Origin of the sequence: Candidatus Tisiphia endosymbiont of Ditula angustiorana (genome assembly GCF_964026425.1) — a bacterium.
GTDB lineage: Bacteria > Pseudomonadota > Alphaproteobacteria > Rickettsiales > Rickettsiaceae > Tisiphia.
On the sequence record NZ_OZ032143.1, the window covers coordinates 159,170 to 182,605 of the forward strand.

Here is a 23,436-nt window from a genome sequence, read left to right on the forward strand (position 1 = left end):
GTTGCAATTAGCCACAATGGCTAATTACTTATCTAGCTTATTTACCATAACTACAATAATAACTGTAATAAGTGAAATTTGATTTAATTATAGCAATTATTTACTGATGTCTCATCTTGGTATCCAAAGCACAAATCCCCGCCGATAAACTAGGATGCTCTATGTACCTTATATCTCTAGGTTTACAAGGTTGTTTTTAGATTTTTTTGTAACTGTGCAACTATATCCTCTATTTTTATTGTCTCTTTTACTTGCATAAACTCATATTTGCCGATAAAGTTAATATGTTCCCACCTTACTGGAGACACGCTGTTTAAATAGTTTATTCCCTCTATATTTCCTTGTGTGGTAAGCTCTGCAAGCAGTTTGTCTAGTATAATTGCATTGTATAATATTATAGAATTCGCCAGTAATCTAGAACATTGATTCCATATCTCATTCTCTAAAATGGTCTGTCCTCTAAACTTCCCACTATGTACTTTTGCTATAGCTCTACGTAGCTGGTGGTAAGCTTCAACCCTGTTTAAAGCTTTACGAATTTGACTCCGTAAAATGTCATCATCGATGAAATCTAATAAATAGAGACTTTTCAGTATTGAATCATATTCCCAAAGAGCTGTTTTAATTCTGCTGTACCTCTTATGAGATGACAACTTACCTATAATAGTAGCTTGGGTTGATTCCATCGTCGCGAGCGATATAAATATTCTTTGAATATTATCCCATTCTTCTGTGATGAGTTTTCTATTGGCGAGTTTAGTTGGTTTGATAAAGCAGTCTTTGTATAAGGTCAAAGGCTTCATACTTCTAAGGCTTTTGACTTGTTCTTTTGGGTCGCTAAAATTTGGCATAAATAATTTGCTTATGGAATCAAGCACAGCAAAGTTAACCCTGTTAATTGAATGCATATCTCCTGATATGGCGTTTGGATCAATGTCAGAGGTATTATTATATATAATGTCGTAGGTATAATGGCTCTCATGCTCATTCGCACCAATCATCTTGCAATTGATCGGCACATGGTTAAGTACCATACTAAACGGAACAATGCCTTTATATAAGCCAAAATATTTGGGAGAGTATCTTGCTTGCATAGTATCTAACCTTGTTTCAAACTTTTGGCCATCTACTGCAGCTAGTAATTTATCCGTCAAAATGTTCCACGAGTTAAATACCTTAAGACTAGCTATTTTGTTACTGATAATATCATTAGCCTCTCGTAAATTTTCTAGGCTCAAAAAGTTTTTTTCTATATTACTCAGAGTGCTATAGCTTATATCACAACTTCGTGCCATGCGATAAGTACCAAAACTAAACCCATTGGCTACAATGCAGGCAATGATTCCTTCATAATCAGCTTTTTGCTTAGAGTAACGTGGTTTGATATGATCAAAAGCTTCACAGAAGTTGGTTTGCTCATTGATACAATATAACAACTCACTAATATTAATATTTGGTATTCCAGCGAAGAAATTATCATCTCTCTTATCTACAGTAGGATTGATTAAGTGCCATTTGTAGTTCTTGTTACCATCTTTATCCTCTTTGCCAGCTTTAGTCTTACTCTCTTTTATTTTAATGTGGCTATTTTCTTTACTAGCAATTTTTCTATTCACTTCTAAAGTTTTTGCATGAAGTTTTGTTTCTAATTCATCAAGTCTTTGTTCTATATCAACAGCAATATTAGGGTAGTTCAGTTTTTGTATGAGTTCGTCTTTATTTTGCCATACCTTATCAGAAACAAGATCCGTGCTTAGGCTTTTATACTTAGTACTTTCATTACAAAAAATATTCCCCTTATCAATTTCCTTTACAATAGATTGGTATAGATAAAACTCATATTTATCTAGATGATAAGCATTGGAGGTTGTAGCCGTGCTTGAGGTTGGTTTAGTTGCTGTAGTAACAGCCGTAGGAGTTGTGGTTACGGCAGTTCCAGCCAAGATTTGACTTTGGTTGGACGTAGGTGACGTTTGTGCTGCATCAGAGGGTTTGGTGTTAGTTTCATTGCCTTTAAAAATATATAGATATTTTCTGATACTTTTTGGAATAAATGTGTCAGGAAATTTATCGTTAGCGATCTTACTTAGCGGCACTTCTTTATCAAAAACATCCTGTAGAAAGGATATTGCTTGCATTAAATCATCATCCTTTTTACTGCTACAAAACTCTATTGATCTAAATAGCATACGGAGATTACCCTTAATACGCTTGGCTTTATTAACATAGAATTCCCATTTAGCAGACTCAAAGTCAAAGGATTGTCCCTCAATATAGTCAGCTGTTGGTAGATACTGAGTTTTAGGGAGAATATTGTACGCAGATTTCCAAAAATTTGTATGCTCTATTTGTTCCGCCTCTCCCATAAATCTTAATAAGCTACTTACTTTTGGTAAATTATCATTATAATGAACTGTATGGAGTACGAGTTGCTGATGAGCATATTCATTGGACTCTTGAATGAAGTTGTTATTACAATAGATAAAACTAGTAACTAAATTATTGATGATCTCTTTGTATCTCTGATTAATGTAGCATAGCAAATACAGGTTTCTAAGTGGTTTGCTAAATTGCTCTAATCTGTAAATATTATACTCATCTGCAATACTGGCGTAGTACCTAATACATTTAGGTGATATTTCAAGTTTATCTATTAGCTGTTTGGATAGTTTATAATATTCTGAATATATACGAGACTTAGCACATTCTTCTTTGAGTTCTGAGTATTTAAAATTCTTTGGTTCTCGCTTGAGTGTTGATAAATTCATTGTAGAGCCTGATTGAGTCATACCTAACAAAAAATTATCAAGTGCTGGAGGTATATTATCTCGAAGTATATTTTCTATACGTTTAAATTCGATACTGATTGATAGGCTGATTATATCGTGTAATATAGTGTAACTTGGTAATACAATTTGTTTTATCTGAATCTGAGATAGTATTTCCCTAAAAATATCTAGATGATTTGCATGAATACGCACTAAAAGCAAAGCTTGTTCTACAAGCTCTTTACGTGCTTTATCATTGAAGTCTCTAAAATTCAGTAAAGCCAAAATTTTCTTATTGCTTTCTTCTTTTTTTGCCTTAAGCAATATACTTTTACGCTTATCTTGTATGGCAAAATACTGAGTTAACACATAATCCAAGTCTAGCAGAACATCTTTGTAGTCAAAAGAAAATAACCGACCTTTAGCTTTAAAATAGCCAAGTTGTAATATTGCATGAACTTTAGAAGAAATATCGGGAATTTTTTCAATGAGCTGCCTCTCCTTCTTATTTAAAGAAAAGAAAACAATCCTTTCTTCTAATGTGAACTTTGGCAAAGAATAAAGATCATTGACTTCAGCCTCGCTTAAAATTTTGATGCGTTTATAACCTGTAACCATAAAACCATAAATCATAGCTTTTTGTATATGATAAAACGGTCGATAAGATACTGCTATTTTGTAAGTGCTATATATGTTATATAAATAATACAATATGTATAGTTTTTTCATAAAAATACAGTTAAAACTTAACAGGCTAGAGAATGACCAAAATTATAGCTTATATTCGTACCTCAACCGATAAACAGGAATTAAATAATCAAAAACTTGCAATATTAGAGTATGCCCAGAGAAATAATCTAAAAATATCTGAGTTTATTGAAATTCAAGTTTCTTCTAGAAAAACTTCTAAACAGCGAAGGATAGAAGACGTTTTAGGAAAACTCTGTAGTACTGATATGTTGATTGTAACAGAGCTGAGTAGGCTTGGCAGGAGTACTCCTGAAGTCATAGATCTGGTCAATGAATTAGTAAAAAAAAATATCAGAGTGGTAATACTTAAACAAAACCTTGACATTAGCAAGCAGGATATGAATTCCAAAGTCACAATTACCTTGTTTGCATTATTTTCAGATCTTGAACGTGATCTAATCAGTGTTCGTACTAAAGATGCCCTTGCACTTAAAAAAGCTCAAGGACAAATATTAGGTAAACCAATTGGTAGTATACAAAAAAGCAAGTTTGATAAAGACGTTAGTAAAATTAAAGAATTACTAAAACTAGGTCTGTCGGTAAGAAAAATATCCAAATTCTTTGGTTATAATAACCATATATCGCTTAATACTTATATTCAAAAAAGAAAATTGAAAGATAGTTTAAATGGAGACAAAAATACGAGTTTTTAAATGGTTTAATTAATAACACAAAAAACACTCTAAAACCTATATTATAAAAGGCTTAGTTCATGCTGGTTTATCGGCGGGGATTTGTGCTTCGAACCCCATCTTTGCAGCTGTTCTTCATATTTTCAAGAAATAATCATATTTATTCTACGATCTCACTGTACTCTTGGATTATATCAGATAAATGTGGATCTGATGTTGCGTTGTAGTTGCAAGTAACATCAAAGTAAGTACCACAAGGTTAGAGTTAAAACGCCAATTTTACTTATCTAACCTTGTTGTACACCGTTTTTTATAACCTCAAAAAACAGTAGGAAAATCATATGTCCAATAATGATGAAAATCAACAAGAAGTTAAAGAAATTACTAATTTGTACGAACTTCAACCACAATTAGTGGAAGCACGACTAATATTAGGGTGTGTCATCAATTAAGTTGACAGGAGCGTTTATTTGTTGTGTAATAGAGAAAAAATTAAGGATAAATTTTCTCTATGCGTCGATATGCTCTACGTGACGATCAATGGGATCGGATTAAAGATAAGCTACCTGGAAGGGAAGAGTCTGTTGGTGTAACAGCCAAGGATAATCGCCTATTTGTAGAAGCAGTCTTGTATCGATATAGGGCTGGTATACCTTGGAGAGACCTACCTGAACGTTTTGGAGATTTTCGAGTGATTCACCTACGTCATTCAAGGTGGAGCAAGACAGGTGTGTGGAAAAAGGTTTTTGAGATGCTGGCTGAAGATGCTGATAACGAGTATGCCATGATTGATTCAACCATTGTTAGGGCTCATCAACATAGTGCCGGTGCTAAAAAAAAGAGTTAGATGATGACCAAGCAATTGGACGAGGTAAAGGGGGGCTGAGTACTAAAATCCATGCCACATGTGATGCTCTAGGGAATCCAACGGGATTCCATCTTACCCCGGGTCAAGCTCATGATTTGCAAGGATCTGATGTTTTGATGAATGAATTGACGAAAGCGGATGCTGTACTTGCTGATAAGGCTTATGATGCCGATGTACGTATGCGAGATAAGCTGAAAGATAAGGGATGTATAGCTGTGATTCCCCCAAAGAAGAATCGTGTGAATCCAGCTAAGTATGATAAGGACCTATATAAAGCTAGGCATTTGATTGAGAACTTTTTTGCAAAATTGAAGCAATATAGAGCTATTGCAACACGATATGACAAAACATCTCAGAACTTTTTGGGTGCTGTTTATATGGCTTCCATGGTAATTTGGCTCAATTGATGACACACCCTAGAAAGGGTTTTAAAAACAGCTTGTTCTAATGATAAGTTAATGAAAAAAATATACGAATATTCCGGTGATAGCTCTACAACCATTATATGGTATTTACAGCAAGTCATAAAATATTTAGATGCCATAATTATTAATAATAAAGTGATTATCGATGCTTTAGCTGGTAAATTTTAGTAAAATTACTTATCTTTATTTTTTTAATCTGTGATATTAAGATAACAAAGTAGGATTTAGTAGAGTAGACGGAAAAGGTATCCTTTACGTCTACTCTAACTAAAATTATTATTTAGAAATATTTATATAATGATTTTTGGTTCAATAATTTGTTATTAATAATTCATTAGATATTTTTCTATAATTTGACATAGAATATTTAACGGTAATAGTGCTAATATTAAAACCTTTATATAAATCTCTAATAAAGCTTGTATCACTGTTAGAGAGCATAAGTTTCACACCTTTATTACTTAATTCTTTGGCAAAATTACTAAGTCTTACTTGGTCATTTTCACCAAATGGTAACCTAGTATAAAAAGTTTCACCTGATTTATGATAAGGTGGATCAAAATAAACAAAATCATTAGCCTTAGGTTCAATAAACGAGAAATCACTTGCGTAAATTAGAGTATTTTGCAAAAGATTGCTGCATTGGTTAAGTATGGTAGCAAAATTATTAGATTGACAATATTTCCTTATAGAATAAGACATTTGTACTTGGTTATATTTATTTACTCGATATACTCCTCTAAAAGAATATCGGTTTAAATACAAGAATCTTGCGGTAATTTCTAGAGGATCGTTGCTATTAATATTAGACCTCATTCGAAACTGGTTGACGTAGTTCAAAATTATAAATGCCAGAGATCAAATTAAATCTAAGACCAAATCTTTTACGTCTATTTCGATATTTGTCAGCAATAATTTTGAACCGTTTTAGCATACCAATAACGTTTTCATTTAGAACTCTTTCTCCTGCTAACCTACGATTATTCTTTTTATCATTTTTAGTTAAAGGATTTTTCTTGCTTTTTTTCTTTGGTAATTCAGAATTATTGTGAATTTTTTGTATATACTCGATGAAAATCAACAATTGCGTTGTTGTTGTCCAAGACCTGCGGTGCTCACGTACTAATGTACGCTGTGCTCCTCGGCTTGGACACTCCTAGCACTTGTTGATTTTGATCTTCGTCTACCAACTCTTCATTTACGAGCAGTATACCTTGATATCCTGTATCAGTAATCGCTTTAACCTTAGGATGGATAAGAATTTTGGATTCCTTAAATAATCTAAAGTCATGTTTTTTACCGTTAGAAAAATCTGTACATATTACTTGGTGTGTTTTCTTGTCTACCACTATTTGAGTTTTTAGTGTATGCCTTTTCTTCTTTCCTGAATAATAGAATTTTTGTTTTTTTTGGGTCTTTCTATAGGACTCTCAGTAGCATCAATCAAGACTACTTCATAATTCATATCACTCTTCATTAGAGCTTTACGACCTGGAAGAGCAAAGTTTGGGTGTTTAACTAGGGTGTCTTCTACCCATTTAACAGCTTTATATGCTGAACTTTCACTAATCCCATAGTTCTGACCTATATGGAAATAAGTACGGTATTCTCTAAGGTATTCTAAGACCATCAGCAACTGTTCCTCCAAATTGAGCTTATTTTTACGCCCACCTTTTGATTTCTTAAGACCATCAGCTTGCCTCAAAATATCCACCATCTTTGAGAATGTTCCCTTCTTTACTCCTGTTAATCGACGAAATTTTTCATCCTCTAACTCTTTAATCTGATCGAATTTCATATTATTACTTCAAATCAGATATTTATAACACCATTCTACATCATTGTCTAGTTTCGAAAGAAGCCTATTATTGTCTCTGACTTGATAATAATACTCTTTACTATGTTTTAGTTTATATAATTCACATAATGCAATAATTTTTGTTGGATTCTTTTTGACAGCATTGTAGCTTGTTGTAAGTTCAAGATTAATGTCAGATAAAAAACACTTATTGAATTTATCTTTTACTTGGAAAAACAGTGCTCCACCGCCAAGAAAAGGTTCATAATAATTATTTAAATCTAATGGAATGCGTTCAAGCAATTTATCAATAAATTTTCTTTTCCCTCCTACCCATTGAAAAAATGGACTAATAATGGGATTAACTGTAGTACGAATAGCAGTTATTTTAGTAGCCGTGTTGGTGCTTTCATTTCTAGTAATTTGCTGCTGGGTCATTTAAATTTATCCTTCAATTATTCTCTAGTAAAGCATAGAAGATTAACTAAAAACGAATAGTTGACATTTTTACCCATTTATTTTGTTGTTTGGTAGTCTTGACAACTACATAATGAATATATTAGAATACAATGTATTCAACAATACATTGACATTATTATGACCACAATTACTACACGTATTCCAGATGATTTAAATAACTCTTTATCTTTGATAGCTAAATCAATGGAAAGATCAAAAAGCTATATTGTTCATAAAGCAATTGAAAGCTACATTAAAGAACAACTAGAAGATATAGAGGATGCAGAAGATGCTTTAGTACGAATAAAAAGTCCAAACAGAAAATTTTATACTTCTGAAGAAATGAAACAAAGATTAGAAGAAAGATATCGTGCAGAGCATGGTTTATAAAACTAAATGGGAGGATAAAGCAGATGCAGATTTATCAAATATTTCTCCTGATATCGCTTTAAAAATATATAATAAAGTGGAAAACTATTTAACATCGATGCCACAAAAATTAGGAAAGCCGTTAATTGGTAAATACAAAGGTCTTTATCGATATAGATACGGTGACTACAGAATACTTTATGAAATTGATTTAGAAAATAATTTGCTCATTATAAATAAAATAGGACATAGAAGTAATATTTATTAGTGTAGAATTTTTATATTGATTTGTATTATCAGTAAGAGGTAGTAGGCTACTTATAACAGTTGGTAAGAAAATAAAAAATCTAATAATTGTCGGTGGTGATAGATGCCAATTTTATTTTTAGCATTTGTTATATGTTTTTCTGCAGTTCTGTACGATATGCCTAGTCTAGCTGCTATGTGCTTTTTAGGAAAGCCAAGAGCTGCAAGTGTAAGACATTCCATAGATCTTTGAGTAAGAATGAAAGACTTGCCTAAATATTTTACGTTAATTTTAGTTGTTTGCATAATAGGGTTATTTTAGTTAATTGTTTAAAACCCCTTCAGGAAATAATTCTGCCAAGCTATTGGGGCTAAAAATTTTTACGTATAAGCCATTGTTGTGTAAGTTTTGGCAGTATGAATTACTGCATCTTATACTACCTAGAACTAGGCTAACGTAAAGACTTACAAGACTAATAAACTGTTCAAAAGATTCAAAGTGGCTAAGGTAATAGCTAATAATTTCCGGACTATTAGTTGATGGCAAAAAATAAAACCCTTCAATTTTATCTTTGGTTCTTTGGTAAATGACAAAACTGTTACATGCTTGCTGACTGTAGAATTGTATTAGAGATTGGTAGCTAAGATTTTTGTTTTGGCTATTGTCAATATTTTTGGTGCAAAAATTCCGGGTACAGAAACCCATAGTTGTGCCATTGCTTAAAAATTGACGATAGCCAAATTCTTGAATCTGTAAGTTAAACGTACCAGTTAATTGGTCAATCAGTTTTGCTTGTAGTACATTTTTTACTAAACCAGTAAACACAACTTCATTGATTAAACACTGGTTCATTAGCCGCTCACTCATTGGATATTTAATCATTTTTTTACCATTTTATTCATGCTTACTCTCACTATTTTTGTAAATTTCATTAGACTTCTCGCATAATACTACTTCTGCTGGTGATTTAGACAATGAGTCTAGACTCAAATCCGTAACAGAATTTGAGTACGCTGCGGATTGAGGTTCTGAGTCTCCGTCAAATCCTTGCACAGAAGCAAATTCTACAAGAAGTCCATTAACTGGCTTCATTGAAGCAAGCTGAGGTTGAGATTTTTCTAAGGTAGTTTTGTTCATAATTTTTACTCTAATTGCCTTTATTAATCACAGTATGACAAGGTTTTTTTATAAAACAATAGGCTTTTCATTGCATGAAATGGTCTTTTGTATAAAAAAGAAAGACTAAAGCAAAAAAATAATTTAAATTATTTCATATTGTGAAATTTATTTTATCAAATGCACCTTTAACTTCCACTTACTACTACCCTGCCTAACAGTAACGTTTTATCTCTGGGGTGAAATAAGCAAATGATCTTGGGTGTTGAAGTTGATGCAGGCAAATGCGAGCTACTACTTGCTCGATTTTTTGGTAGATAAAATCTTTGCTAATACCGCTTTCTAGCCATTCTATAAGCAACGACGCATCTGCTGGTAAAACCATATCGTGCTTATTGAACAACCCTTGTAGCTTTTGAGTTAGTTCTGCTATTTCGGTTTTTGCTAATTTGGCAATCACTGGTGACTTATCCACAAGCCTATCATCATCCTCTAATCTTATATCAATATAATTATCTTTAGACGCGCGTGCGCGTAGGTAATACGATCGTATTACGGTCGTATATACGGTCGTATCATTAGAGGGGGTATCTTTTTCCCCTGCAGATTCGATCAGTTGACTACGATGTTTCTCCCATCTCTTTGCTATATTCAAGGAATTTTGTCGTGATACTTTTATGAGTTTTTGGCATTCGTTTTTCAACTCCAAATGTGTAAAAATTTTATCAGAAAAAATGAAAAAATTTTGCAAAATTTTTTTAGCGAAATATTTAAAAAATGTGCTAATTTTTGGTCATTATTTGGCAATTTTCCACTACTTATCCACATATGTTCAAGTAGTCTAATGTAAATTCCTAATTCATCATGTCTAAGTAAATTAGTGCCATGAAGAAAAGATGATAGAGAAAAGGGTTTGCTCTTAGATTTTAACATAATAATCTCCTATAATTTTAGATAATTTAGCTGTAAAAACTCATAAAAAAACTCTCAAAAAATGGCAAAAAAAAACTATACGAGCGTATAAATCAAAAAAAAACCTAAAAAAATGCAAAAAAAATCCCAAAAAAGTTATAAAAAAATCCAAATTTCACCTCTTATCCACAGGGTAAAAAAACTTATCCACGTGATATCCACATATTATACACATATTCATCCATAGATTAATGCACGGATTTTGTGGATAACTTTTACCACTTAGTACCTAAAATTAAGAAAATTTTATTGATATTTACAACTAATAATAACCTTGCTATTTCGGTTAGCTATAAAAACATATAATCAACTCAAATGATTATATGTAATAAAAATAACAACCTAAAAGTAAATGTTATAGATAAGCTATTTAAGTATAAGATTATTCTCTACCACTTAACTAGCTTAAGTAATTGGTCGATAAAAGAGATTTATAACGAACTGAAAGTATCAATAGCTAAAATCTATTTCAGGTTTGGGAGGGTTCTTTTTATTTTTTAATTCTTCTTCAAATATTTGGTCAGAAAGCTTAAAAAAAATGTTGGCATCAACTGCTCCCTTAGTAACCGTGTAAATTTTGATCATAGCCTTACGCCCAGGTATTGTTTCTTCGTAGACATATTTATTACTAAACTTTGATTCTTGCCTATCATTTCAGCAAATTCTCGTACCGACACTTTAGACAGTTCTAACCATGTGAGTAATTTCATAACGATTAGTATTAAGATTTAATCCTTACTAACAAAACACTATTAGTTGTCTAAATACAAAGAATTTAAAAGAAATTTCATATCATGAAATTTTTTTACATATTAAACCAAATAAGGCAGGAGTTTATCAGTTATAGATCTTTTCACGTTATGAAATGGCTATTGTAAATCAAAAAAAAATAGTTAACAGTAATATAAAAACAGTAGGACTAAAAGCTTAACAACAGGGGAATATTATGCAAAATGCTTATATACAGCAGATGATAAAAGAAATAGACAGAGATAAACGTTCGTCTGAAGAAATTTACACAGCAATTGTTAGCAAACTAACAATTATGTCTAAAGGTAAACTTACAGACCAAGAACTTCACGCAGCAGCTAGAAACTTAATAGGTTTTTGTCAGGAGATTATCGATTATAAGATGAAAAAGCAAAGGACTGAGCAAAGTAAGATGAAATGTGATTTTAAAGAAGCCCATATTTAGACTTAGAGCGTAATAATTCAAAAACTAGGCTCTAACCATAATGATACTAAAAAGCCGTGTAATAGCCTTAAAATAGCTAAATTAGGGGTATCTATGATAAAGCACTTGATAAAGTTACTCCTGCTACGAGTTAAAACAATTATTTTTACAATAACCAAAAATTATTAATGCTGAAAAAATGTTACACTTGGCTCTAATACTGGGGTTACTTGGATAATTTAATGCAAACTCAACTTGACTTGTCCAGTATTTGCTCTATCTCTGAATGCATAATACTTATTAATTTAAACTCTAATTTATTATTACTATTATCAAAGGAAAAAATATGACAGACAAAGCAACAAAATCAATAATTTTAGTTCGTGTTTCAACAAGGGAGCAAGAAGAAGGGTATTCAATTGAAGCTCAAAAATATAGATTAGTAGAATATTGCCAACGTAAAAATCTTGAAGTTATCGAAACTTTTGAAATTATCGAATCTTCCAGCAGAGGTGATCGCAAACAATTTAAAGAGATGATCAAATTTGCTAAAAGCCATAGAGAAACAATTGCTATAGTTGCTGATAAAGTAGATCGAGTACAAAGAAGAATCTCAGAAATTTCATTACTAGAAGAACCAATAAAAGCTGGTAAGATAGAATTACATTTTAGAACAGAAGGTTACATAATAGATAAAGATTCTCAGTCTCATGCAAAGCTAATGTGGGGAATGAACGTATTGATGGCACAATCTTACGTTGATAGTTTAAGTGATAACGTTAAAAGAAGCCTAGATCATAAATTGCGTAAAGGAGAGTGGATAGGACCAGCCCCTCTTGGTTACCTAAATAGTCGAGATGAAAGAGGAAACAGTATAGTAATTCTCGATCCTGTAAGAGGTTCTATCATAAAAAAACTCTTTGAAGAATATGCAACAGGAATGTATACTCTTAATTATTTGACTGAAAAAGCTAAGGAGCTTGGTCTTAGAAGCAAAAACAATTGCTACGTCAATAAAACAGTAGTGCATCGCATGATCCAACAACCATTTTATTACGGTGAAATGAGAGTAAAAGGAGAGATGTGGTCACATGGTTACCAAGCAATTATAACAAAAGAGACTTTTATGGCATGTAAAGATGTACGTTTAGGGTGGAAGAAGAAGCCTTTTAAATATGGTGGTAAGGATTTTCTTTTTAGAGGATTAATCACCTGTGCAGTAACTGGTAAAGTTGTAACAGCTGAAACTCACAGCAAAACATATTCAGATGGCAAAGTGGATGAATGGACTTATTTAGGTACATGGGATCCAAAGAATCCAAACAAGAAGATTTATGTAAGAGAAGATGAGGTTTTAAAGCAGGTAGAAGAGGTTTTTAAAAGAATAGGTATAAGAGACCCAGAAATGCTAAAAGAGACTCTAGCCTATTTAAAAAACACAAATGAGCTAAAGAAAGATGAGCATGGGCAAGCAACAGCTGCTTTAAAGAAAGAACATACCGAAAATGAGAATAGATTAAATTCATTAATAGATTTGCGACTCAATGGAGAACTTAGTACAGAAGAATTTCAAAGAAAAAAACAACAATTAAAAGATCGCCAATATGAAATTGCTCGTTTAATTAAAGTTTATGAGGAAGCAGACGATAAATTTACTGATACCGCTACAACGCTAATAACTCTAGCATCTGAAGCCTATGAAACTTTTAAAGGTTCTGAAATGCCCCAAAAACGCAAAATGATAAATTTCGTATTTCAGAACCTCAAACTAAGGGGCAAAAAACTTGAGACCTCTCTACGTTTCCCGTTCGATATTTTTGAAAAAACGACAACTTGTACCGAATGGCGGATAGGGTGGGATTCGAACCCACGGTACGGTTACCCGCACGCTAGTTTTCAAGACTAGATCCTTAAACCACTCGGACACCTATCCAAGATAATACATATCAGATAGATTGAAAAAATTCAAGTATAAATGTTTGTGAGAGGGTATGGTAATTTAAACTTTTTATTAGATCATTAAAAATTAGTGTTACAAACTCCCGTAATCCAAATCAATTAATTATAATTAATTATTAGTTATTTACTTTTTGATAGTTATACCTTATTATTTAGAAATATTAATTTTACATATAAAATCTTATCTATGGCAAATTTACAAACCAAACTTAGCTCATTAATGATGCAAAAAAATATAAATGCTGTAGAGATAGAGAAAAAAACTGGATTAAGTAGAAATACTGTTTATAGCATTTTGTATGGTAGTTCAAAAAATCCTAGTGCTAATAATTTACAATTAATTGCAAAAGCCTTAGATATTAGCCTAGAAGCTCTTGTTGTTGATAACGAAATAAGCCATGAAGTGCTAACTATTGATCAAATGAAAATTTTTAGTAAAGCCACTAGTGCAACAATTAATATGTTAATTGAAAGAAACTTAATTTTTTCATCTACAAATCTTACATCTCTAATAAAAGAAGTATATGAATATGCACTGAAAAAGCAGTCTGTTGATAATACATTTATAGATTGGATGATTGATAAATATCACAAACCTTAATCTTGCTTTGCCCATAAATCCATATTATATTGTTTGCAATATTCAAACATATCAACTGTATTAGAGTGGTGTATGCCAAACTCCTTAATTTGTGGCTTGCCAAAAAATTTATAATTATACAAACTTTGCTTTTACAAGCTGCTTTTGCTGCATGATTATATAAATCACTTACTTGAACAATATTTTTACTGTTATCTTTATATAAGTAATGATATATGGTAAATGCTTGTTTATAGGATTCGATTGCTTGTTTAATATTATTTTGAGCAAACAAAATATCTCCTTGTAGTACATAGCCTCCCGCTAAATTTAGATCTTGAGAATATTCTGTATTCTTGGGATTTCCATATTCATCTGTTAAAAATATTATAATAGCTTTGTTAATATGGTTCAAGGCTTTATCTATCTTACCTAACCCTAATTCACTTCTTGCCATTGTTCTGTAGATATAACCAAATGTCCTATGGTCTTCACTTTTTATAGGTTTATGCATGTCATATAATTGCTTAGCTTGAGCATAAGCTTCTTGGTATCTGCCAAGATAGCTTAGTATCTCTGCTCTAGATACATAAGGTGCAGTAAGGTGTAGATGATTAATATTTAATCCACTTTTTATAAATACCTCAACATATTTATCTATGTAATCTAAAGCGTCATTATATTTGCCTTGGATAAAAAATAAACGTGCCTTTAAATAATAGATTCTAAATATATCAGCTTCTTGTAAACCTTGTTTAAATAATTCTTCCATTTTTTTTAGGATTTCTTTGGCAGTGTGTACATTGCCCAAAGATACTTGAGATACAGCGATGTGTGAGTTAAGATTAAATTTTAAAAAAGCATAATCACCATTAAGATTATCTAAAATCTTTAATGCTTTAGTAGGATAAGAAATGGCTATTTCAAAATTTGCTAATGACAACCTACTATGCTCTCCTATTAACCCCAAATATCTAGCATAACAATATTTTTGATATTCAGACATTTTCCACAGTTTGAATGCTCTGTCCTTATCTTTGTATTCAAACCAATCAATCATTTGTTTTGCTTTATATAGATTATGATCCCTTACATATACAGCAAACAACTCGACTCTTAAATCAAGCATTACATATATGTCAATATTATATTTTCAGAATTCTGTAGAAGAACCTCTAGGTTGTCAGGTATAGTCTTTGCTGTCCTCCACAATTGTTCCGACTGTATACCTTTGGGTTTAGGGAGTTTAGAAATAATATTTTCTAATATTTGATTGTTTTTATTGCCATTGATCTCCATTATTTTATTAGCAACAACATCATGCATTTCAAAAATAGGATTATTTTCATTAGGATCAATATTGCTAATCAGCAGAAACTTAGATAATTGATATATATCGTCATCTAGAGTCTCTTTACTATCAGTAATGATAGTAAGTAGTTGTTTCGAGAAACTCTGATTATTTAATAAAGCTATTTTATTAAGTAACTTTACTGCACTAGGCTTTAATTCCTTTATAGCCATACTAATATTTATCGCTATTTTATCAGCTGATTGATAAACTTTCTTCTTATATTCTTCTCTATCTAATCCTTTAACCTTATTCAATAATTGAGTACCTTGAACTATAAGTATTGGATAACCACTAAAAGATTCTATCAAAAACTTAATATCATTTTTATCTTTATTATCCAATAAATTATTAGCTAACTCTATGGTAGTAGCTTTATCAAATAAAGTCATTTCTATAGTATTGGGTAAATTCTCGCTATCTTGTGAACAAAATATTACATTGCTATTATGCTCCCAATCAATTAAATCTTGAACTTTGTTATTTCCATTAACTTTTAGATTATCAAACACTAGTAACCACTTATTACTATGAGTTAAATATGATATTACTTCTTTCTTGGCAGAAGTAACATCTTCAGGTATCTTAGTTTTCTTGATACTATTAAGTTGTTTAGCTAACTTGACAAATTCCTCATTAAGATCAAGGTTACAATCAAAAAACCAAATAATATTACAATTATTTTTATTTTCATAAGCATACATTCTGACAAATTGTGTTTTGCCGATACCGCTAGTTCCTACTATACTTGCTTGTCTATATTTACTTAAGATATCCTTCAGTATCTTAAGCTGTTTCTCATGATTGACAAAATAGCTAACCGGTGTAATCAAATTAGATATTTTTTGTTCTTGAGCAAAAGATTCACAGTTTGTGATTAATAATATTATTAGCACTAAATATTTATTCATATAACCTTAATTTTTCTTTGCCCACAAATCCATATTATATTGTTTGCAATATTCAAACATACTGGTAGTATTAGGGTGATGTATTCCAAATTCTTTAACTTGCGGTTTACCAAAGAATTTATAATTATATAAATCTTTGCTTTTACAAGCTGCTTTTGCTGCATGATTATACAAATCACTTACTTTAGCAACATTTTTACTTCTCTCGTTATATAAGTAATGATATATAACAAATGCTTTCTTATAAGATTCTATAGCTTGCTTAAGCCTATCTTGGGCGAACAAAATATCACCTTGTACTACATAACTAGCTGCTAAGCTAGGATTTTTAGAATAATTTATTTTCTCTGGATTGCTGTTTTCCACTGCTAAAGATATGGGAATAGCTTTATTAATGTATTCAGAAGCTTTATCTACTTTACCTAAACCTAATTCACTTTTTGCCATTTGGGTGTAAATATAAGCAAATATCGTATCTCTTTCACTTTGTACAGGTTTATACATGTCATATAATTGCTTAGCTTGAGCATAGGCTTCTTGATATCTATCAAGAGAATTCAATATTTGTGTTCTAAGCATATAAGCTGCAGTAAAGTATGGGTCATTAGTATGTGAGCCACTTTGTATAAATATTTTAATAACTTTATCTACACATTCTAAAGCTTCATTATATTTGCCTTGCATACTAAATAATGTACTTTTTAAAAGATATATTATAAATGAATCAGCTTCTTGTATTATTCCTTGTTTTGCTAATTTTTCTATCTTTTTAAGAGATTCTTCAGCAAGTGTCATATTACCCAAAAATATATGAGATGCAGATATATAGGATATAAAATAAAATTTAAGGAAATGATTAGATGCATCATCCTCAAGCTTATCTAAAATATTTAATGATTTAGTAAGATAAGAAATCGCTGTGTCAAAATTTCTTAATATTCTTGTATGATACACTCCTATTGCTCCTAAATATCTAGCGTAATAAAATTTTTGATATTTAGACATTTGCCACAATTTAAATTCTTTGTTTTTATCTTTCTGACTAAACCAATCAACCATTTGTTGTGCTTTATTATTATTATAAAGGTTTACATATAGAGAAAGTAATTCACTTCTTAAGGTAAGTATTGGATATATGTTAATATTATATTTCTCAGAGTTTTTTAGAAGAATTTCTAAATTCTCTGGTGTAGTTTTCGCACCCCTCCACAAATATCCTGAATAAGACCCTTTAAATTTAGGTATTTTGCTAATAATATTTTCTAAATATATTTTGTTATTATTGCCATTTATCTCCATTATTTTATTAGCAACAACATCATGCATTTCAAAAATAGGATTATTTTCATTAGGCTCAATATTACTAATCAGCAGAAACTTAGATAATTGATATATATCATCATCTAGAGTCTCTTTACTATCAGTAATGATAGTAAGGAGTTGCTTCGAGAAACTCTGATTATTTAATAAAGCTATTTTATTAAGTAACTTTATTGCACTAGGCTTTAATTCCTTTATAGCCATACTAATATTTGTTGCTATTTTATCAGTCGATTGATGGATTTTCTTTTTATATTCCTCTTTATCTAAACCTTTGACCTTATTTAATAATTGAGTACCTTGAACTATAAGTATTGGATAACCATTAAAGGCTTCTGTCAAAAATTCAATATCATTCTTATCGTTATTATCCAATAGATTATTAGCTAACTCTATGGTCGTAGTTCTATCAAATAAAGCCATCTCTATCGCATTAGGTAAAATTTCGCTATCTTGTGAACAAAATATTACATTGCCATTATGTTCCCAATCAATTAAATCTTGAACTTTCTTATTCTCACTAACTTTTAGATTATCAAATATTAATAACCACTTATTACTATGAGTTAAATATGACATTACTTCTTTCTTAGCAAAAGTAACATCTTCAGATATATTAGCCTTCTTGATACTATTAAGCTGTTTAGCTAACTTGACAAATTCCTCATTAAGATCAAGGTTACAATCAAAAAACCAAATAATATCATAATTATTTTTATTTTCATAAGCATACATTCTGACAAATTGTGTTTTGCCGATACCGCTAGTTCCTACTATACTTGCTTGTCTATATTTACTTAAGATATCCTTAAGTGTCTTAAGCTGTTTCCCATGATTGATAAAATAGCTAACTGGTGTAATCACATTAGATATTTGTGTATGGGCAAATGAATTATTGACTATAAATAACATCATAAGTGACAATAAATATTTATTCATTTTTTTTTCCTAGTTAAAGAAGTTAGTAGAATCACATTATTTTCTGTTTTTACTGGTTGCGGGTTACTTTTATTTTTCTGTCTTATGCTTGAATCATTTGGATAGATTTCTATAATATTGCTTTGGTTATAACTTATTTTATAGTTGAATCCATCAGCTCTTAATATATTAAATACTTGACTTAAATTAAGTAAAAAAGGGTTAGCATGAGTTTTGAAAAAATGATTTGATGTTTTTAGCAGCTCTTCTGCTGTCATTATAGGATAACCGTCATATTCAAAACGTAGCTCTATTTTTTGTTTTATATTATCGATAGTTAATCTAATATTGTGTTTGGTAGTAGAAGATTGTTTCTTTAACAAAAAAAATAGATAGTTAATAACACTATAAATGATTTGGTACAACGCTGCATTAGAAGCAAAATATAATACTTTTGCTTTGCTTAAAATTTCAACCGATATATTTTCGTCTTCCTGATTAAATCTGTCAGTAAATAAGTCAACTAATTTACTAGCATTAATTTCTTCTATTTTATTTTCTTGATACAGAAGTATAGAGCAAGGTACTTTATCACCAAAGTTTTTTAACCTATAATCCTTGATCATATCTTCTTGATTGTTAGAACTCTTATCAAGCAAGGATATTTGATTAGCTTCCTGAGCAAATAAACAATTAATTTCTAAATCTTTTTGTTTATTGAAATCATTATTCCAAATTTTTCTCATTAAAGAGGTTTCGCAATTTTTTAATTCCTGCTGATAATTAAACTTAAGTTGTTCTAATTCTGTAGCATATTTGTCTTGATAATGTAATGCATATGATTTATTGAGATTCTTAAATAAGCTTCTAAAGAGAAAATATAACAATAGACCTCATTCGAAACTGGTTGACGTAGTTCAAAATTATAAATGCCAGAGATCAAATTAAATCTAAGACCAAATCTTTTACGTCTATTTCGATATTTGTCAGCAATAATTTTGAACCGTTTTAGCATACCAATAACGTTTTCATTTAGAACTCTTTCTCCTGCTAACCTACGATTATTCTTTTTATCATTTTTAGTTAAAGGATTTTTCTTGCTTTTTTTCTTTGGTAATTCAGAATTATTGTGAATTTTTTGTATACCTTGATATCCTGTATATTGTACTATAAGCTATAAAAATTAAGATAAATATTTTGAATAAATTTTGCCTTAATTTATCTAAATATGGTGAATTTTGCTCCTTCATGATCCAATAAACTAATAGTTAGAGATTACATAAGGTTTTTTAGGCTATGTTAGGCAAGTATTTTTATCATCTTTGTTAATAACCACGTTGCATAGCGTAAATATACCTATCACTTAGTTATATATCATACTTTTTATGCTACGCTAAGTTATTATGGCATCAATAATTTTATTTTTTATTATAATGAATGATTGTTTCGTGAAAGCAAGAATTTAAACTAATAGTAATTAAAAATATTTACTACAAGCCTTCAAATATGAATATCCGGTTACTACAGTTAAAAGTGCGGCAATCCATAAAGCTATTTGGCCTATTAAATCCATATAAATTATACCTGAACCTTTAGAACCAAGAATTAACGCTGACAAAGCAAACATTTGGGTAAATGTTTTAATCTTAGCTAATCTAGACACAGGAATACTTACTTGAATCAAAGCTAGAAATTCACGTAGTCCAGCCACCAAAAATTCACGAGCTAAAATTAATAAGCACGGTATCTCTCCCGCTGCTCCTTTTTTTACCAACATTATAATTACACAACCTACTAATAATTTATCAGCTATTGGATCAAACATTTTACCAAACCCTGATACTAAATCAAATTTTCTAGCAAGATAACCGTCAAAAAAATCAGTAATACTAGCTATAATAAATAATAACGCTGCAATTCTATGAGCGAGTTTAGAGTTATCTAGATAAAAGGTCATTACAATAATTGGAATAACCACAATACGAGCTATCGTCAGATAATTTGGTATATTTTTATCAATATTCATTTATTATATATTTTTACTTCTTGATTTCTTGAGGAAATGACAACGACGGATTATGACCTAAATCCAAGAAAATAGGAACAAATTTTTATAGAATAACTTAAAAGAACTAACCTAGTAGGCTATTAAACCGATGTCTTATATAGAACTCAGGTTAATATAATTTTTAATAACTCATGTATGGAGTTCCTGTAAAATGCAAGAAAAAAAATAACGTTAATAGCAAAAAAGCAAATGCATACATGTATCCGACTTATAACAAAGTAAATTTTATTAATATTTTTTAATAATACAGATAAAACTCACTCTATAGTCCTGATGGAATTCCCTAGCTTACAAACTTGAACATAATCACCTTAACGGCTTTATTTAAGCCCATGAGTTAGACAGTTTTTTTGTAAGCTAAGGTTTGTCTTATTTACCATCAATATTATTATTCTTTCGCATATTCCAAGTTGGAATCTCTTACATATTCTTTGTTGTTTACCTATTAATTATATAAATCACTATTTATGTTAATTATAATATCTCCGTTACTACCCACTCTTTAGCTACAAACTTTACTTTCCTCATAATCATCTCCTGACTTGAGTACTGCAAACACCACTCTTGCCAGTTTATTAGCTACAGCTATCACTGTTTTATTATGCCCTCTTCGATCAGATAAATTAAACATCCACTGGCTAAACTTACTAGGGTGTGTCATCAATTGAGCCAAATTACCATGGAAGCCATATAAACAGCACCCAAAAAGTTCTGAGATGTTTTGTCAAATCGTGTTGCAATAGCTCTATATTGCTTCAATTTTGCAAAAAAGTTCTCAATCAAATGCCTAGCTTTATATAGGTCCTTATCATACTTAGCTGGATTCACACGATTCTTCTTTGGGGGAATCACAGCTATACATCCCTTATCTTTCAGCTTATCTCGCATACGTACATCGGCATCATAAGCCTTATCAGCAAGTACAGCATCCGCTTTCGTCAATTCATTCATCAAAACATCAGATCCTTGCAAATCATGAGCTTGAGTGTGCCAAGAATCAATAACTTCATCGTAGTAAGTTATTGAATGCTTAGTAATAGATGGTGGTAGGTCCACCGAGATCGGCTAGCACGAGCAGATCTCAAACGACCCCACGGTGCTGTTTCTTTCAAGGAGATGGTGTTGAGCGGATGGGGAAAAGGCGATGTAGATCGTCACGTATGATTCAAGGAGACGAGCGTAAGCGAACCAATCGATGAGGTGTCGAAATCTGAGTAAATACTGTCAAAACTAGGGAATCTCAAGCATCGCTAGGATAAGGACTAATCGGTAATGTGTGTTTTGGATTAGTGACAGTCGATATAGAGATGGCGTGAACTTGAATTAGGCTATTACTTAGAACTTGGGAACCATTCCTATTCTCTTTTCTTCCATGGGAGTGGGGCGGATAAAGTTGTAGTAGCGATGAAGGTTTGGAAACAAACTGGAGCAAAGGGCTTTACTTTTGGAGTGATAGAAGATCAAACAACCAATTAGGTAGGAAATGATACTTATATGACTAAACATTATGATGTAAGCAAGGATGAAGTAATGAATGCTTGGAAGAGTGTTCGAAAAAGCGGAGGAGCATGTGGCTTTGATGGCATCACTATAGAAGATGTTGAAGGAGATTTGGATAATCAACTCTATAAGATATGGAATAGGATGTCAGCAGGAAGCTATATGGCTAAATCTGTGCTTTTAGTGAATATCCCTAAAGCTAAGGGGGGATATCGCCAACTTGGGATACCTACTGTTTGTGATCGCATAGCACAAGTAGTTGTTAAGAATAGACTAGAATCAATACTAGAAGACAAATTTTGCCAAAACTCGTATGCTTACAGACCCGGTAAAAGTGCAATAGATGCTGTGACGGTATGTAGAGAGAGGTGTTTTGTGCATGAGTGGTTGGTAGAGATTGATATTAAAGGATTCTTTGACAATATAGATCATGATATATTACTGGATATGCTTTTAAAACATACTGATGACAAAGTTATTGTATTATATGCGAAAAGGTTCTTGAAAGCGACAGGAATAGAGAGTGGCAGGAATATAGAAATAGCAAGGGAAAAAGGCACTCCGCAGGGTGGGGTAGTCAGTCCGATACTTGCTAATTTGTATTTACATGAAGCTTTTGATAATTGGATGCAAGAGATACATAGCAATATAAAGTATGAGAGATATGCCGATGATATTGTGGTTCATTGTTGCAGTGAGAAGCAAGCATATTTTATTAAAGAGAAAGTTCAAGCAAGGCTAAAGCAATATAAGCTAGAGCTGAACCTAGAAAAGACCAAGATAGTATACACAGGAATTAAAAACGATCATGATCATAGGAAGCATAATTTACCACGTAAATTTAGCTTTTTGGGGTATGATTTTAAGCCAAGAATATGGCACGGTAAACTTGTATATACGCCTGGAATTGGCACAGGAGCTATGAAAATGATTAAAGATAAAATAAAGAAGACGTGGCAACTTAAGGTAAGTGTGAGTGGTAGCTTAGAAGATATAGCGGAAAGGGTGAATCCGGTTATTCGAGGATGGATAAACTATTATGGTCATTATAGGAGATCGGATTTATACAAACTAGAATACGTGATAAATAACTATCTAGTGCGATTTATTAAGAAGAAGTACGAGAGTTATGCAACATGGAATAAGGCTTGGAAACACTTAGGCAAACTAAAAGCAGAATCAGCTCACACATTTTGTCATTGGTACATGATAAGTGAATCCAAAGGAAGAGCCGTATAACGCGAGAGTGTT

At 31.3% G+C, this 23,436-nt stretch carries 22 protein-coding genes, 1 tRNA gene and 5 pseudogenes; 9 read left to right on the forward strand and 19 right to left on the reverse strand.

Translation table 11 applies throughout. The annotated features are described in order from the left end of the window. Window positions 1-182 precede the first annotated feature (182 nt). A complete protein-coding gene (locus AAGD29_RS00520; protein ID WP_341757362.1) occupies window positions 183-3,497 on the reverse strand; it encodes a Tn3 family transposase in 3,315 nt (1,104 codons plus the stop codon). Between the two features lie 32 nt (window positions 3,498-3,529). Between AAGD29_RS00520 and AAGD29_RS00525 the strand changes: the two genes are divergently transcribed. The 3 genes from AAGD29_RS00525 to AAGD29_RS00535 all read left to right on the forward strand — a co-directional run bounded on the left by AAGD29_RS00525 (window position 3,530) and on the right by AAGD29_RS00535 (window position 5,611). Beyond that, on the forward strand, window positions 3,530-4,171 hold the full coding sequence (locus tag AAGD29_RS00525) for a recombinase family protein (protein WP_341757363.1): 642 nt from the start codon (window positions 3,530-3,532) through the stop codon (window positions 4,169-4,171). Between the two features lie 490 nt (window positions 4,172-4,661). Further along, window positions 4,662-5,425, forward strand: a protein-coding gene (locus tag AAGD29_RS00530) for an IS5 family transposase (protein ID WP_341757317.1) whose coding sequence is annotated in 2 segments (ribosomal slippage) — window positions 4,662-4,994 and window positions 4,997-5,425 — 762 coding nt in all. Because the reading frame shifts where the segments join, the coding sequence is not laid out codon by codon here. Between the two features lie 51 nt (window positions 5,426-5,476). Further along, window positions 5,477-5,611, forward strand: a complete 135-nt coding sequence (locus AAGD29_RS00535) for a hypothetical protein (RefSeq protein WP_341758112.1) — start codon at window positions 5,477-5,479, stop codon at window positions 5,609-5,611. Window positions 5,612-5,752: 141 nt separating this feature from the next. On the opposite strand, the pseudogene AAGD29_RS00540 reads toward AAGD29_RS00535, so the two are convergent. The 3 pseudogenes from AAGD29_RS00540 to AAGD29_RS00555 all read right to left on the reverse strand — a co-directional run. Continuing rightward, a pseudogene (locus AAGD29_RS00540) lies at window positions 5,753-6,265 on the reverse strand (DNA adenine methylase); the annotation flags it as partial. After that, window positions 6,249-7,241, reverse strand: a pseudogene (locus tag AAGD29_RS10170) (IS5 family transposase). The pseudogenes AAGD29_RS00540 and AAGD29_RS10170, both read right to left, overlap by 17 nt. Window positions 7,242-7,307: 66 nt before the next feature. Beyond that, window positions 7,308-7,619 (reverse strand): annotated as a pseudogene (locus tag AAGD29_RS00555) (DNA adenine methylase); the annotation flags it as partial. A gap of 219 nt (window positions 7,620-7,838) precedes the next feature. On the opposite strand from AAGD29_RS00555, the gene AAGD29_RS00560 reads away from it, so the two are divergent. Continuing rightward, window positions 7,839-8,090, forward strand: coding sequence for a ribbon-helix-helix domain-containing protein (locus AAGD29_RS00560; protein WP_341754024.1), 252 nt, complete (start codon window positions 7,839-7,841; stop codon window positions 8,088-8,090). Further along, window positions 8,080-8,337 carry a type II toxin-antitoxin system RelE/ParE family toxin gene (locus tag AAGD29_RS00565; RefSeq protein ID WP_341758113.1) on the forward strand — a complete coding sequence of 86 codons (258 nt, stop codon included), beginning with the start codon at window positions 8,080-8,082 and terminating at the stop codon, window positions 8,335-8,337. Before AAGD29_RS00560 ends, AAGD29_RS00565 begins: the two co-directional genes overlap by 11 nt. 50 nt (window positions 8,338-8,387) lie before the next feature. On the opposite strand, the gene AAGD29_RS00570 is transcribed toward AAGD29_RS00565, so the two are convergent. The 6 genes from AAGD29_RS00570 to AAGD29_RS00595 form a co-directional block, all read right to left on the reverse strand. After that, window positions 8,388-8,621, reverse strand: a complete 234-nt coding sequence (locus tag AAGD29_RS00570) for a helix-turn-helix transcriptional regulator (protein ID WP_341757684.1) — start codon at window positions 8,619-8,621, stop codon at window positions 8,388-8,390. A 16-nt stretch (window positions 8,622-8,637) separates the two neighbouring features. Continuing rightward, window positions 8,638-9,198: a hypothetical protein gene (locus tag AAGD29_RS00575; RefSeq protein WP_341758114.1), complete on the reverse strand. Its 561-nt coding sequence runs from the start codon at window positions 9,196-9,198 to the stop codon at window positions 8,638-8,640. A 12-nt stretch (window positions 9,199-9,210) separates the two neighbouring features. After that, entirely contained in the window at window positions 9,211-9,453 is a 243-nt protein-coding gene (locus AAGD29_RS00580) for a hypothetical protein (RefSeq protein ID WP_341758115.1), read from the reverse strand. Between the two features lie 193 nt (window positions 9,454-9,646). Beyond that, window positions 9,647-9,907: a hypothetical protein gene (locus AAGD29_RS00585; RefSeq protein WP_341758116.1), complete on the reverse strand. Its 261-nt coding sequence runs from the start codon at window positions 9,905-9,907 to the stop codon at window positions 9,647-9,649. A gap of 224 nt (window positions 9,908-10,131) precedes the next feature. Continuing rightward, the gene (locus AAGD29_RS00590) at window positions 10,132-10,365 is read right to left on the reverse strand and encodes a DUF1376 domain-containing protein (RefSeq protein ID WP_341758117.1); all 234 of its coding nucleotides are present in this window, start codon (window positions 10,363-10,365) and stop codon (window positions 10,132-10,134) included. Window positions 10,366-10,854: 489 nt separating this feature from the next. Further along, window positions 10,855-10,989, reverse strand: coding sequence for a hypothetical protein (locus AAGD29_RS00595; RefSeq protein WP_341758118.1), 135 nt, complete (start codon window positions 10,987-10,989; stop codon window positions 10,855-10,857). 361 nt (window positions 10,990-11,350) lie between these two features. Here AAGD29_RS00595 and AAGD29_RS00600 point away from each other — a divergent pair, with 361 nt between their 5' ends. Both AAGD29_RS00600 and AAGD29_RS10175 read left to right on the forward strand, forming a co-directional pair. After that, complete coding sequence (locus tag AAGD29_RS00600) at window positions 11,351-11,599, forward strand: hypothetical protein (protein ID WP_341758119.1); 249 nt, start codon at window positions 11,351-11,353, stop codon at window positions 11,597-11,599. 325 nt (window positions 11,600-11,924) lie between these two features. Then, a pseudogene (locus AAGD29_RS10175) lies at window positions 11,925-12,707 on the forward strand (recombinase family protein); the annotation flags it as partial. 714 nt (window positions 12,708-13,421) lie between these two features. Here AAGD29_RS10175 and AAGD29_RS00605 read toward each other — a convergent pair. Further along, a tRNA-Ser gene (locus tag AAGD29_RS00605) sits at window positions 13,422-13,511 on the reverse strand. Window positions 13,512-13,724: 213 nt separating this feature from the next. On the opposite strand from AAGD29_RS00605, the gene AAGD29_RS00610 reads away from it, so the two are divergent. Further along, on the forward strand, window positions 13,725-14,138 hold the full coding sequence (locus AAGD29_RS00610; RefSeq protein WP_341758120.1) for a helix-turn-helix transcriptional regulator: 414 nt from the start codon (window positions 13,725-13,727) through the stop codon (window positions 14,136-14,138). Here the strand turns inward: AAGD29_RS00610 and AAGD29_RS00615 are convergent. From AAGD29_RS00615 to AAGD29_RS00650, 8 genes and pseudogenes are all read right to left on the reverse strand, one after another. Next, window positions 14,101-15,246: a hypothetical protein gene (locus tag AAGD29_RS00615; RefSeq protein ID WP_341758121.1), complete on the reverse strand. Its 1,146-nt coding sequence runs from the start codon at window positions 15,244-15,246 to the stop codon at window positions 14,101-14,103. The two genes, AAGD29_RS00610 and AAGD29_RS00615, sit on opposite strands and share 38 nt — an antisense overlap. Continuing rightward, entirely contained in the window at window positions 15,246-16,379 is a 1,134-nt protein-coding gene (locus AAGD29_RS00620) for a hypothetical protein (protein WP_341758122.1), read from the reverse strand. The genes AAGD29_RS00615 and AAGD29_RS00620 overlap by 1 nt, the downstream gene beginning before the upstream one ends. A gap of 6 nt (window positions 16,380-16,385) precedes the next feature. Next, on the reverse strand, window positions 16,386-18,638 hold the full coding sequence (locus AAGD29_RS00625) for a tetratricopeptide repeat protein (RefSeq protein ID WP_341758123.1): 2,253 nt from the start codon (window positions 18,636-18,638) through the stop codon (window positions 16,386-16,388). Further along, the gene (locus AAGD29_RS00630; RefSeq protein WP_341758124.1) at window positions 18,635-19,363 is read right to left on the reverse strand and encodes a hypothetical protein; all 729 of its coding nucleotides are present in this window, start codon (window positions 19,361-19,363) and stop codon (window positions 18,635-18,637) included. The genes AAGD29_RS00625 and AAGD29_RS00630 overlap by 4 nt, the downstream gene beginning before the upstream one ends. A gap of 167 nt (window positions 19,364-19,530) precedes the next feature. Further along, window positions 19,531-19,776 (reverse strand): annotated as a pseudogene (locus AAGD29_RS00635) (transposase family protein); the annotation flags it as partial. Window positions 19,777-20,094: 318 nt separating this feature from the next. After that, entirely contained in the window at window positions 20,095-20,643 is a 549-nt protein-coding gene (pgsA, locus tag AAGD29_RS00640) for a CDP-diacylglycerol--glycerol-3-phosphate 3-phosphatidyltransferase (protein WP_341758125.1), read from the reverse strand. A gap of 544 nt (window positions 20,644-21,187) precedes the next feature. Beyond that, entirely contained in the window at window positions 21,188-21,346 is a 159-nt protein-coding gene (locus AAGD29_RS00645; RefSeq protein WP_341758126.1) for a hypothetical protein, read from the reverse strand. After that, on the reverse strand, window positions 21,346-21,741 hold the full coding sequence (locus AAGD29_RS00650; protein ID WP_410521141.1) for a transposase: 396 nt from the start codon (window positions 21,739-21,741) through the stop codon (window positions 21,346-21,348). Before AAGD29_RS00650 ends, AAGD29_RS00645 begins: the two co-directional genes overlap by 1 nt. Window positions 21,742-22,179: 438 nt before the next feature. On the opposite strand from AAGD29_RS00650, the gene ltrA reads away from it, so the two are divergent. Continuing rightward, window positions 22,180-23,424: a group II intron reverse transcriptase/maturase gene (ltrA, locus tag AAGD29_RS00655; RefSeq protein ID WP_341757463.1), complete on the forward strand. Its 1,245-nt coding sequence runs from the start codon at window positions 22,180-22,182 to the stop codon at window positions 23,422-23,424. The last annotated feature ends 12 nt before the right edge of the window (window positions 23,425-23,436 follow it).

Coding starts and splice junctions, on each gene's coding strand:
- AAGD29_RS00595 (WP_341758118.1), bottom strand. CDS start 10,989: ATGATCAAAATTTACACGGTTACTAAGGGAGCAGTTGATGCCAACATT.
- AAGD29_RS00625 (WP_341758123.1), bottom strand. CDS start 18,638: ATGAATAAATATTTATTGTCACTTATGATGTTATTTATAGTCAATAAT.
- AAGD29_RS00575 (WP_341758114.1), bottom strand. CDS start 9,198: ATGATTAAATATCCAATGAGTGAGCGGCTAATGAACCAGTGTTTAATC.
- AAGD29_RS00565 (WP_341758113.1), top strand. CDS start 8,080: ATGGTTTATAAAACTAAATGGGAGGATAAAGCAGATGCAGATTTATCA.
- AAGD29_RS00620 (WP_341758122.1), bottom strand. CDS start 16,379: ATGAATAAATATTTAGTGCTAATAATATTATTAATCACAAACTGTGAA.
- AAGD29_RS00535 (WP_341758112.1), top strand. CDS start 5,477: ATGAAAAAAATATACGAATATTCCGGTGATAGCTCTACAACCATTATA.
- AAGD29_RS00600 (WP_341758119.1), top strand. CDS start 11,351: ATGCAAAATGCTTATATACAGCAGATGATAAAAGAAATAGACAGAGAT.
- AAGD29_RS00520 (WP_341757362.1), bottom strand. CDS start 3,497: ATGAAAAAACTATACATATTGTATTATTTATATAACATATATAGCACT.
- AAGD29_RS00610 (WP_341758120.1), top strand. CDS start 13,725: ATGGCAAATTTACAAACCAAACTTAGCTCATTAATGATGCAAAAAAAT.
- AAGD29_RS00645 (WP_341758126.1), bottom strand. CDS start 21,346: ATGACACACCCTAGTAAGTTTAGCCAGTGGATGTTTAATTTATCTGAT.
- AAGD29_RS00560 (WP_341754024.1), top strand. CDS start 7,839: ATGACCACAATTACTACACGTATTCCAGATGATTTAAATAACTCTTTA.
- pgsA (WP_341758125.1), bottom strand. CDS start 20,643: ATGAATATTGATAAAAATATACCAAATTATCTGACGATAGCTCGTATT.
- ltrA (WP_341757463.1), top strand. CDS start 22,180: ATGACTAAACATTATGATGTAAGCAAGGATGAAGTAATGAATGCTTGG.
- AAGD29_RS00525 (WP_341757363.1), top strand. CDS start 3,530: ATGACCAAAATTATAGCTTATATTCGTACCTCAACCGATAAACAGGAA.
- AAGD29_RS00590 (WP_341758117.1), bottom strand. CDS start 10,365: ATGTTAAAATCTAAGAGCAAACCCTTTTCTCTATCATCTTTTCTTCAT.
- AAGD29_RS00570 (WP_341757684.1), bottom strand. CDS start 8,621: ATGCAAACAACTAAAATTAACGTAAAATATTTAGGCAAGTCTTTCATT.
- AAGD29_RS00580 (WP_341758115.1), bottom strand. CDS start 9,453: ATGAACAAAACTACCTTAGAAAAATCTCAACCTCAGCTTGCTTCAATG.
- AAGD29_RS00630 (WP_341758124.1), bottom strand. CDS start 19,363: ATGAGAAAAATTTGGAATAATGATTTCAATAAACAAAAAGATTTAGAA.
- AAGD29_RS00615 (WP_341758121.1), bottom strand. CDS start 15,246: ATGCTTGATTTAAGAGTCGAGTTGTTTGCTGTATATGTAAGGGATCAT.